Annotated in this window: 7 protein-coding genes and 1 rRNA gene; 2 read left to right on the top strand and 6 right to left on the bottom strand. The window is 65.0% G+C overall.

Annotated features, from left to right (window positions below; translation table 11 throughout):
* The first annotated feature begins 133 nt into the window (after positions 1-133).
* Together rrf and LU684_RS28445 are read left to right on the top strand one after the other, a co-directional pair.
* A 5S ribosomal RNA gene (gene rrf, locus LU684_RS28450) occupies positions 134-249 on the top strand.
* Positions 250-575: 326 nt separating this feature from the next.
* The gene (locus LU684_RS28445) at positions 576-2384 is read left to right on the top strand and encodes an ABC transporter ATP-binding protein/permease (RefSeq protein ID WP_232895283.1); all 1809 of its coding nucleotides are present in this window, start codon (positions 576-578) and stop codon (positions 2382-2384) included.
* Positions 2385-2394: 10 nt separating this feature from the next.
* Here the strand turns inward: LU684_RS28445 and LU684_RS28440 are convergent, their stop codons facing one another.
* The 6 genes from LU684_RS28440 to LU684_RS28415 form a co-directional block, all read right to left on the bottom strand.
* Positions 2395-3597: an MFS transporter gene (locus LU684_RS28440; RefSeq protein WP_232895282.1), complete on the bottom strand. Its 1203-nt coding sequence runs from the start codon at positions 3595-3597 to the stop codon at positions 2395-2397.
* 75 nt (positions 3598-3672) lie between these two features.
* Positions 3673-5313: a propionate catabolism operon regulatory protein PrpR gene (gene prpR, locus LU684_RS28435; RefSeq protein ID WP_016485842.1), complete on the bottom strand. Its 1641-nt coding sequence runs from the start codon at positions 5311-5313 to the stop codon at positions 3673-3675.
* Positions 5314-5343: 30 nt separating this feature from the next.
* Complete coding sequence (locus LU684_RS28430) at positions 5344-6117, bottom strand: SDR family NAD(P)-dependent oxidoreductase (RefSeq protein WP_191087455.1); 774 nt, start codon at positions 6115-6117, stop codon at positions 5344-5346.
* A gap of 15 nt (positions 6118-6132) precedes the next feature.
* The gene (locus LU684_RS28425) at positions 6133-7317 is read right to left on the bottom strand and encodes an acetyl-CoA C-acyltransferase (RefSeq protein ID WP_016485844.1); all 1185 of its coding nucleotides are present in this window, start codon (positions 7315-7317) and stop codon (positions 6133-6135) included.
* Positions 7318-7351: 34 nt separating this feature from the next.
* Positions 7352-9454 (bottom strand): 3-hydroxyacyl-CoA dehydrogenase NAD-binding domain-containing protein, encoded by a 2103-nt coding sequence (locus LU684_RS28420; RefSeq protein WP_024717595.1) that lies wholly within the window; start codon positions 9452-9454, stop codon positions 7352-7354.
* A gap of 172 nt (positions 9455-9626) precedes the next feature.
* Positions 9627-11414, bottom strand: a complete 1788-nt coding sequence (locus LU684_RS28415) for an acyl-CoA dehydrogenase C-terminal domain-containing protein (RefSeq protein WP_232895281.1) — start codon at positions 11412-11414, stop codon at positions 9627-9629.
* Between the last annotated feature and the right edge of the window lie 26 nt (positions 11415-11440).

The raw sequence follows: 11440 nt of genomic DNA, 5'->3' as shown, positions 1-11440 counted from the left end.
TAACACCCAAGCAATTTGCTAGCGCAGATTGCGGTGGTGAAGATGATACGAACCGAAAGTTCGCAACGAACCACAAATATCGCATATCCGAATTCGCTGGGCTGTCCATCTGGACATTCTGGCTACAGAATTTCTTGACGACCATAGAGCATTGGAACCACCTGATCCCATCCCGAACTCAGCAGTGAAACGATGCATCGCCGATGGTAGTGTGGGGTTTCCCCATGTGAGAGTAGGTCATCGTCAAGATTCATTTCGCAAAACCCCTATCTGCGCATGCAGGTAGGGGTTTTGTCTTTGTGGGCAAAAAAAATCAGCCCTGCCCGAACCCCTGTAGGAGCAGCCTTGTGCTGCGAAGAGGCCGGTAAGGCTAAAGATTATCTTCGGCTGCAATGGCCTCTTTGCAGCACAAGGCTGCTCCTACAGGGGTCTGTGGTAAGTCGCCGATCGCGACACAAGGCCGCTCCTGCAGGGTCTGTGGCAACAGGTCAGGATCATGAAATGTACGTCATCTATGCCTGATGAAACGTAGGGCAATGCTACGCTCGCGGAAATACTCAGCACGGATACCCACCATGGACATGAACTGGCACCAGGCCCTGCAAGAGAGCCTGCGATGGCTGGCAATCGCTTCGTTCATCACCCTTGTCTGCTTTACCGCTGCCGCGACACTGGCTGTACGTTGCACGCGCTGGGGCAGCCAGTTCTGGCAGCTTGCCGGGCCCTACTTCAGTTTCAGGCGCAGTTGGCGGCCACTGCTGGTGTTTGCGCTGTTGCTGGTGTTGACGCTGTTCTCGGTGCGCCTCAACGTACTGTTCTCGTTCTGGTACAACGGCTTCTACAGTGCCTTGCAAGGCCTGGATCAATCCGCTTTCTGGTACATGCTCGGCGTCTTTGCCGTACTGGCCACCATCCATGTACTGCGTTCGCTGTTCACCTTCTATGTAACCCAGGCATTCAGCATTCGTTGGCGGGTCTGGCTCACCGAGCGTCTGACCCACGACTGGATGCATGGCGATGCCTACTACCGTGGTCAGTTTCTGGCCGAGCCGGTGGACAACCCTGACCAGCGTATCGAACTGGATGCCAATGCATTTGTCACCAACTCGGTCACCCTGGCCTTGGGTGCTGTCAGTGCACTGGTGTCGCTGGTGGCCTTCACCGGGATCCTCTGGTCGCTGTCGGCACCGCTGGCGGTTGCCGGTGTGGAAGTCCCCCGGGCGATGGTGTTTGCCGTGTACCTGTATGTCATCGTTGCCACCTGGATTGCCTTCCGCCTGGGGCGCCCGTTGATCCGTCTGAACTTCCTCAATGAAAAACTCACCGCCAACTTTCGCTATGCGCTGATGCGCCTGCGCGAGAATGCCGAGAACATTGCCTTCTACCAAGGCGCCTCGGTGGAGCGTGGCACGTTACTGGGCCGCTTTGGCGCCTTGATCGTCAATGCCTGGGCGCTGGTGTTCCGGAACCTGAAATTCAGTGGTTTCAACCTGGGTGTTAGCCAGGTTGCCGTGGTGTTCCCGTTTATACTCCAGGCGCCACGCTTCTTCAGCGGTGCGATCAAGTTGGGTGACGTGATGCAGACCGCCCAGGCCTTTGGCCAGGTGCAGGATTCATTGTCGTTCTTCCGCGAATCTTACGATGCGTTCGCTCAATACCGGGCCACCCTCGACCGTCTGACCAGTTTTCTTGATGCCAACCAGCAGGCGAGCGCCTTGCCGCGTGTCACCCTCGAGACTCAGCAGCATGGGCTGGAAATCATTGATCTGCAGGTGCTGCGGCCAGACGGGCATGCCCTTGTCGCTGACCTTGGCCTGAGCCTGCACGCCGGTCAGGCATTGTTGATCAAGGGCCCGTCGGGCAGTGGTAAAACTACCCTGCTGCGAGCCCTGGCGGGCCTTTGGCCTTACGCTGAAGGTAAGGTCAGGCGCCCGCCAGGCCATCAGGCGTTGTTCCTGTCGCAGCGCCCCTACCTGCCGCTGGGCGACTTGCGGGCGGTCATCGCCTACCCGGCAGCCAGCAAGCCCGAGGACGAAGGACGTATGCAACAGGCCTTGCGCCAGGTCAACCTGGCTCATCTGGCGGAGCGGCTGGAGGTCAGTTGCGACTGGTCGCATATTCTCTCGGTGGGCGAGCAGCAGCGCCTGGCGTTCGCACGGGTGCTGTTCAACCGGCCTCAGGTAGTGTTCCTCGATGAGTCCACTTCGGCGATGGACGAAGGGCTCGAGCACGCCCTGTATTCGCTGCTGCGCACGGAAATGCCGGGTGCGCTGCTGGTCAGTGTTGGCCATCGCAGCACACTGGCGGGGTTCCATACTCACCGGCTGGAGGTGGATGGGCACGGGGGCTGGTCGTTGCTCAAGCAGGAGCCGGCGTTGGCCTAGTCCGGTATGCTCAACGTAACAGCATCACCCCCACCAGGGTGGTGCTGGCAAGCCCTGCGCCGACCAGGAAGGTTGCCTGGAACCCCGCACCATCCCACAACAACCCTGCCACCACGCTGGCCGTCAGCAGTGCCACCCCGGTCAGCAGGTTGAACAGGCCGAAGGCGGTCCCGCGCAGGTTGGCCGGTGCGCTGTCGGCGATCATGGCCGCGAAGATGCCTTGGGTGAAGCCCAGGTGCAGGCCCCAGGCGGCAACCCCCAAGGCCAGCCCCGCCCAGCCAGACAGCAGGGCCAGCAACAGGTCGGCGGCGATCAGCAGCCCCAGCCCCGTCATCAGCACGCCGCGGCGCCCCAGACGGTCCGACATTACCCCGGCAGGGTAGGCCGACACCGAGTAGGCCAGCGCCATCAGCACCAGCACCGCAGGCGCCCACATTGGCGCCAGGCCCATGTCCTGGGCGCGCAGTAGCAGGAAGGCCTCGCTGAAGCGGGCAAGGGTGAACAAGGTGGCCAGGCCGATCAGCCGCCAGTAGGCCGGGCCCAGGCGTACCCGTTCGTGCACCGCCAGCGGTGCGCGCACGGGCGGTGTCGTGGCAGGCGTTTCAGGTTCGCGCACGAAGGCGATGAGGATGTACACCGCCCCCCACGCCGGGATCACCGACACCCAGAACACCCTCTGGAAGTGGCTCGCGGTCAGCCACATCAGCACGATCGCCAGCAATGGCCCGAGGAAAGCGCCAACCGTATCCAGCGCCTGACGCAGGCCAAAGGCGGCACCACGCAACTCGGGGGGCGTGACATCAGCCACCAACGCATCACGCGGCGCCCCACGTATGCCTTTGCCGACCCGGTCGACGAAACGTGCTGCGATCAGCCACTCCAGCCCGGAGGCCATGGGGAATACTGGCTTGGTCAGCGCGCCCAAGCCGTAGCCGAGCACGGTCAGCAGCTTGCGCTTGCCCAGCCGGTCGCTGAGCGCGCCGGAAAACACTTTGGTGATCGAGGCGGTTGCCTCGGCGATACCTTCGATAACGCCCACAGCAACCACCGAAGTGCCGAGCACGGTGACCATGTACAGTGGCAGCAGGGCGTGGATCATCTCCGAGGAAATGTCCATGAACATCGACACGAAGCCCAGCGCCCAGACACTGCGCGGGATCTTTGGCAAGGTTCGGCTGGCATTAACGGCGCCGCTTTCTTCATTGCTGCGCATCTGGGGTCTCGTCAGCGTTGCTACGTTCAAACTGTAGGAGCCCACGCGCAGGATGCAAACCGGAACCACGACCGGTCAGGCCAAGCTGCGCACCCGCCGCCAGACGGTGCTGCGGCTGACCCCCAGGCGCCGCGCGGCCTCGTCCATGTCGCCGTCGCAGCAAGCCAGCACCTGACGCGCATGGGCCGTTTCGGCTGCTTTGCCCAGGCTACGCAGGTTGTCGGTGGCGGCATGGGGCAGCTTCGCCGCTGCAGCCGCGCCGGCCTCGAAGAACTCCGGGAACAACGTGGCCAAGTCGACCTTGTCATCGTGGCCCTGCGGACTCAGGCACAAGGCCGCGCGCTCAGCGATGTTCTCCAGCTCACGCATGTTGCCCGGCCAAGGGTGGCGCAGCATCAATGGCAGAATGTGCTGCACGTGCTCGTCACTTGAAGGCGGCAAGCCCCTGGCTCGGCAGTGGCGCGCAAGCAGGGCATTGAACAGCGGCACGATGTCTGCGATCCGCTCGCGTAGCGGCGGTACGGCCAGGCGCAGGATATTCAGGCGGTAATACAGGTCCTGGCGAAAGCGCTGGTCGGCGATGCGCGCGGGCAGGTCGCAATGGGTGGCGGCAATCACCCGGATATCCACTGCCTTCGGCTGGCAGGCGCCCAAACGCAGCACCTCGCGCTCCTGCAGCACCCGCAGCAGGCGGGTTTGCAGGGCCACCGGCATGTCACCTATTTCGTCGAGGAACAAGGTGCCGGTGTGCGCCAGCTCGATCAGGCCGGGCTTGCCGCCTTTGCGCGAACCGGTGAAGGCACCGTCCTCGTAGCCGAACAGTTCACTTTCAAGCAGCGACTCGGGCAGCGCCGCACAGTTGATCGCCACGAACGGCCCCTGTTGGCGCGGGCTGGCGTGGTGCATGCTTTGCGCCAGCAACTCCTTGCCGGTACCACTCTCGCCGGTGATCAGCACCGTGGCGTCGGCCTGTGCGTAGCGCTGAGCCAGGCTCAGGATGGCGCGAAATGCCGGCGCGTCACCGAGCAGTTGCTCGAAGCGATGGCGCGCCTTGAACGGGCGCGCATCGGGCTGTTCACGGCCGCGCCGTGGCAGGCGGTGTGTGGGGGGCTCACCAGCCTTGGCACTCAGGGTCACCAGGCTGTCGAATGTATGGCGCAGGCTTTCGGCATCCAGCGCCAGCACGCCTTGGGCACCCGCGGCGTCGGCCAACTGGCATACCGTTGGCGAGCCGATGATCACCTCGAAGCCATCCGCGACCAAGCGTTCGACCTGATCCCGGGCCTGCTCCAGGCTGGTGTAGGTGTGTTCGCGAATCTGCAGGGTGAACAGCGCCTGCATCGCCGCCAGTTCCGGGTACGGCTGGGCGAAACTGAGGATACCCACCCGGCTGGCCCGGTCGCGGGCCTGCACCAGGGCACGGATCAGGTCGAACTCGCCCAGGTGCAGGGTTCGCACCGAGGTAATCAGGTGATGTCGCAAGTAATCGGCGGCAGCCCCGGAACACAGAATGACGTCTGCCTGCTGGTGGCTTTCCAGCTTGCGCGCCAGTGGCAGCAGGTCGGCCAGGCTGGTTTCGATGACCTCTATACGGGCTTGTTGCCGGTAGTCGGCGCTTACTTGCTCGATCAGTTGCGCCATGCGGCTGGGAGCGGCGGGGCGATGCAGGTGGGTAACCAGCGCAACCACGCGGGGCAGGTAAGCGGTGACGGGCATACAGGCTCCTTGTCTACAGCAATTGGGGCATTACAGAGGGTTTACCAGGTGCCCGCCATCCACGGCCACGATGCTGCCGGTCATGAATGCGCCGGCATCACTGGCCAGCAACAGCAAAGGGCCGTCCAGTTCGTGCAGTTGCCCCAGGCGGCGCATCGGCACGTGGTTTTTGATGTAACCCTGACCGTCCTCGCTGTCGAAGTAGTCTTCGTTCATCTCGGTCCTGAAGTAGCCTGGGGCAATGGCATTGACGCGGATCCGGTAGCGGGCCAGCTCCAGTGCCATGGCCTTGGTCAGTTGCACCACGGCGGCCTTGGCCGTGCAGTAGTGGCTCAGGCCGCTGCCGACCCGCAGGCCGAGGATCGAGGCGATGTTGACGATGCTGCCTGGCTGCCCGGCCTTGACCAGGCGCTGGGCTGCGCACTGGGCAACATGAAACACACCGTCGAGGTTGGTCGAGAGCATGCGTTGCCAGTCCTGCTCCCTCATATCGAGAAAGCGCCCGGGGTCGCCGATACCGGCATTGTTGATGATCACGTCGACCACGCCAAAGCGTGCCTCGGCTTGGTCGAAGGCCTGCTCGACGCTGTCGCGGCGGGTCACGTCCAGTGCCACGGCAAGTGCTTCACCGCCGTTGGCCTGCAGTGCTTCGGCCAGCGCCTGCAGGCGCTCGACCCTGCGCGCTGCCAGCACCACCCGGGCGCCAGCAGCCTGGGCCAGGCGTGCGAAATGCGCGCCCAGGCCGCTGGAGGCCCCGGTGACCAGCACGGTCTTGCCAGTCAAGGAAAATGTGTTTGCAAGCATGCTGTCGGCCCTTGGTCAAAGTACTTCGAACAGGCCGGCGGCACCCATGCCACCGCCCACGCACATGGTCACAACCACGAACCGCTCCCCGCGCCGTTTGCCTTCGAGCAAGGCATGCCCGACCATCCGCGCACCGCTCATGCCATAGGGATGGCCGATGGCGATGGCGCCGCCGTTGACGTTCAGCCGCGCGGGGTCGATACCCAGCTTGTCGCGGCAATACAGCACCTGGCAGGCGAACGCTTCGTTGAGTTCCCACAGGCCGATGTCGCCCACCTTCAGCCCATGCTGCTTGAGCAGGCGCGGCACGGCGTATACCGGGCCAATGCCCATCTCTTCCGGGGCCAGGCCGGCCACCGCGATGCCCCGGTAAAGGCCCAGCGGCTCAAGGTTGCGCTGCTCGGCCAGGCGCGCGTTCATCAGTACGCAGGCGCTGGCACCGTCGGACAGCTGGCTGGCATTGCCGGCGGTGATGCAGCCGCCTTCGAGCACGGGTTTCAAGCCGGTCAGGTCCTCCAGGCGTGTCTGCGGGCGGTTGCCTTCGTCCTGCGTCAGGGTCACCTCGCGGTAACTGACCTCGCCGGTCTGCTTGTCTTTGATCAACTGCTGCGCTGTCACGGGCACGATTTCGGTCTCGAACAACCCGTTGCGCTGGGCGGCGGCGGTGCGCAGCTGTGACTGTAGGGCGTAGGCGTCCTGGGCGTCGCGGCTGATGCCATAGCGCTTGGCCACGTGCTCGGCAGTCTGCAGCATCGGCATGTAGGCATGTGGGACACGTTGAATCACGCGGCTGTCCTGCTCGGCCAATGCCCATTCCAGGTTACGCGCCTGTACCGCGCTGATGTTTTCCTGGCCGGCGCCGACGGTCACCTGCATGCCATCGACCATGATCTGTTTGGCGGCGGTGGCGATTGCCATCAGCCCGGAGGCGCACTGGCGGTCCAGGGTCTGGCCGCTGACCGACACCGGCAGGCCGGCAGCCAGCGCGCTCATGCGGCCCAGGTTCCAGCCAGCGGTGCCGGAGGGCATCGCGGTACCCATTATCAGGTCTTCGATTTCATCACCGGCGATGCTGGCGCGGACCACCGCCGCCTGGATGGCCTGCGCGGCCAGGCTCGGCGAGCGGGTGTTGTTCAGCGCGCCGCGAAAGGCCTTGCCGATCGGGGTACGGGCGGTGGAGAGAATGACGGCTTCTTTCATGTCCGGGGTTCCTTGATGAACAGGGGAGAACGGCTCATAGGCTGGCCGTGCGCAACTTCGCACTGGAAGCCAGGCGCCGCAGCAACGGGGCTGGCTGTAGCCACATGTGGCCATAGGCGCCGAGCGCTTCGCGCTGTTGCTCGATGCCCGCCAGCACGTTGTCCAGGCCGAGCTCGCGGGCATAGTGCAGTGGGCCCCCACGCCAGGCCGGGAAGCCGTAGCCGTTGGTCCACACCAGGTCGATGTCGCCACTGCGCAGGGCAATGCCTTCATCGAGCACCTGCAGGCCCTCGTTGATCAGCATGAACAGGCAGCGGTCGTGGATTTCGGCGTCGCTGATGGTGCGCCGGGTGATGCCCAGCCTGGCCGCCAGTTGCACCGCAATCTGCTCCACTTCCGGGTCTTCGATGCGTTCGCGGCCTTCGTAGCGGTAGAACCCGCGCCCGCTCTTCTGGCCGTAGCGGCCCAGGCTGTAGAGTTCGTCGGCCAGGCGGAAGTAGCTCGGGTCGTGGGCGATTTCACTGCGCCGTGCCTGGCGCACCAGGTAGCCGACATCAATGCCGGCCAGGTCGTACATGGCGAACACGCCCATGGCCAGGCCCAGGCCGGTGAGGACCTTGTCCACCTGGGCTGGCGAGGCGCCTTCAAGCACCAGGCGGTGGGCTTCGCGGGCATAGGGTTCGAGCATGCGGTTGCCGATGAAGCCAAAGCACACGCCCGACACCACCGGCAATTTGCCGATGCGCTTGGCGACCTGCAACGTGGTGGCCAGCACGTCGGGCGCCGTCAGCCGGCCGCGCACCACTTCGAGCAGGCGCATGACGTTCGCCGGGCTGAAGAAATGCAGGCCGACCACGTCCTGCGGTCGGCGGGTACAGGCGGCGATGCGGTCGACGTCAAGGGTCGAGGTGTTGCTGGCGAGAATCGCGCCCGACTTGCACACCCGGTCCAGGGTGCGGAACACCTGCTGCTTGATCGACAGGTCCTCGAACACCGCCTCGATCACCAGGTCGGCGTCGGCCAGGTCGGCGTAGTCGAGGGTGCCTTGCAGCAGGTTCATACGTTGATCGAGCTGCTCGGCGCCAAGCTTGCCGCGCTTGATGCTGCCTTCGTAGGTCTTGCGGATCTGCGCCAGGCCCCGGTCCAGCGCTTCGGGCTTGAGCTCCAGCAGGCGTACCGGGATACCGGCGTTGATAAAGTTCATGGCGATGCCGGCGCCCATGGTGCCGGCGCCGATCACCGCTACCCGGTCAATGCCGCGCAGCGCCGTGCTGGCGTCGATGCCGGGTACGCGCAGCGCCTCGCGCTCGGCGAAGAACTGGTGGCGCAGGGCGGTGGCCTGTGGGTCTTGCAGGGCTTCGCGGAACAGTACCTGCTCGCGGGCCAGGCCCTCGGCCAGGGGCATCTCGCAGGCGGCGCGGACCGCGGCGAGCACGCGCAGGGGCGCAGTCTGGCCGGGCTTGCGGGCGATCAGCTGTGCCTCGCGGCTGGCGAAGAAGTCGCTTTCCAGGCCGTCGGCCAAAGGTGTTGCAGGGGCGCTTGGCAGGGCCGGTTGGGCCAGTTGCTCGCGAGCCAAAGTGCAGGCTGCTTCGAGTAAGTCCTGTCGGCTTTCGACCAGGCGATCGATCAGACCCAGGGCAAGGCCCTGGCGGCCATCGATCGGGTCGCCGCTGAGCATCATCTCCAACGCCGGGGCCACGCCGATAAGGCGCGGCAGGCGCTGGGTGCCGCCAGCACCGGGCAGCAGGCCCAGGCGGACTTCGGGAAGCCCCAGGCGTGCGGTGGCGGTAGCCAGACGATGGCTGCAAGCCAGGGCCAGTTCCAGGCCGCCGCCCAGGGCCACCCCGTCGATGGCGGCAATCAGGGGTTTTTCGATGCGGGTCAGGGCATCGAGGAGTTCGGGCAGTGCCGGCGCCTCCCAGGTGCGTGGGCTGCCGAACTCGCTGATGTCGGCACCGGCACTGAACGGCAGTTGCTCACCGTGCAGGATAATGGCCTGCACTTCGGGGTCAGCAGCGGCCCGGCTGCAGGCCTGCATCAGTGCCTGGCGCAAGTCATGGCCAAGGGCGTTGACCGGCGCGTGGCGCAGGCCGATCAGGGCCAGTTGGTTTTCGCGGCGATAGTCGATGAGTTGCATGGGGTAACCTTCCTGTTAGTGGGCCGTGGGCGCACGCCCGACCCGGTGGGAGCGGGCTCGCCCGCGAACACCGGCGAAGCCGGTGCCATGCACCGCGGTGTTTTCTTCGCGGGCAAGCCCGCTCCCACAGGGTAAAGCGCCGCTTGCCGGGGTTTTGACCGGCGCGCTGATATCAGCGGGCGAATGCGGCCTCGCTGATGTCCATCAGGTTGTTGCTACCGGTGCGAATCAGCGTTTCGTGCAGGTTGGCGCGTGGCAGCAGGCGTTGCAGGTAGAAGCGTGCGGTCTCGCGCTTGCCTTGGTAGAAGGCCGCCTCGTCGCTGCCGGCAGCCAGTGCCCGTTCGGCCACGCACGCAGCGCGCAGCCAGAGGTAGCCGAGCAGGGTGTAACCGCTGAGCATCAGGTAGTCGTAGGCGCTGGCGCCGATCAGGTTGGCATCGCCTGCGCTGGCGTCACTCAGCCAGGCACTGACTTCGCGCCAGGCAATCACTTGCTTGAGCAGGGCCTGGGCCAGGTGGGTCGGGGCACTTGTGCTCTGGGTGAAGTCTTCGATTTCACTGAGCAGTTCGCCCAGGGCTTCGCCACCATCGGCGAGCACCTTGCGGGTCAGCAGGTCGAGGCCCTGGATGGTGTTGGTACCTTCGTAAATCGCGGTGATGCGCACGTCGCGTGCAATCTGCTCCATGCCCCACTCGCGGATGTAGCCGTGGCCACCGAATACCTGAATACCCAGTTGCGCGGCCTCGTTGCCGGTTTCGGTGAGGAAGCCTTTGGCAATCGGCGTGAGCAGCGCGAGGCGGCGTGCCGCCGCCTCGCGCACGCCGGCGCTGGCGCCGTGGTGCAACTGGTCGACGCCCTTGGCGCAGGTGTAGGCAAGCATGCGGCCACCTTCGGCAAAGGCTTTTTGGGTCAGCAGCATGCGCCGTACATCGGCATGGCCGATGATCGGGTCGGCTGGCTGGTCACTGCGCAGGCGGGGTGTGGCGCGCATCTGCACGCGGTCCCGGGCATAGGCCAAGGCACCCTGGAACGACGCTTCGGCGTGAGCCTGGGCCTGCTGGGACACCGCCAGGCGCGACTCGTTGATGTAGGTGAACATGGCGTTCAGGCCACGGTTGGCCTCGCCCAGCAGGTAGCCTGTGGCGCTGTCGAAGTTGAGCACGCAGGTAGCGTTGCCGTGGATGCCCATCTTGTGCTCGATGGAGCCGCAGCTCACACCGTTGGGCGCGCCAAGCTGGCCTTGGGCATCGACCTGGATCTTCGGCACGGCGAACAGCGAAATGCCTTTGACCCCCGCCGGCGCGCCTTCGATGCGCGCCAGCACCAGGTGGATAATATTTTCGGTCATGTCGTGCTCACCGGCGGAGATGAACATCTTGCTGCCGCTGACCTGGTAGGTGCCGTCGGTTTGAGGCTTGGCGCTGGTACGCAGCAGGCCGAGGTCCGAACCACAGTGGGCTTCGGTCAGGCACATGGTGCCGCCCCAGCGGCCGGCGATCATCGGTGGCAGCAAGCGCTGCTGCAGGGCTTCGTCAGCGTGCTCGCTGAGGGTGCTGATGGCGCCTCCGGCGAGGTTGCCGTACATGCCCCAGGCGTGGTTGACGCTGCACACCATCTCGTAGTTGACGAACCCCAGCGACGGCGGCAGGCCCTGGCCACCGAAGGCCGGGTTCTTGTCCAGGCCCAGCCAGCCGTTGTCGGCGAAGCGTTTGTAGGCATCGGCAAAGCCGGGCGGGGTGGTGACCTTGCCGTCCTGCCACTGGCAGCCGTGCTGGTCGCCCACGGCGTTGAGCGGGGCCAGCTGCTGTTCGGCGAATTTGGCACCTTCTTCGACGATGGCGGCGAAGGTAGCCGCGTCCGGGGCTTCACAGCCAGTCAGTTGTTGGTAGTGGCGGCTCAGGCCGAGCAGCTCTTGGGCAACAAAGGTGATATCGCGCAATGGGGCGGTGTAGCTGGGCATGCCGAACTCCTGGCTGGGTGGACTCG

Source organism: Pseudomonas sp. NMI542_15 (genome assembly GCF_021283425.1).
GTDB lineage: Bacteria > Pseudomonadota > Gammaproteobacteria > Pseudomonadales > Pseudomonadaceae > Aquipseudomonas > Aquipseudomonas fortuita.
This window is presented reverse-complemented; position numbering and strand designations above follow the sequence as displayed.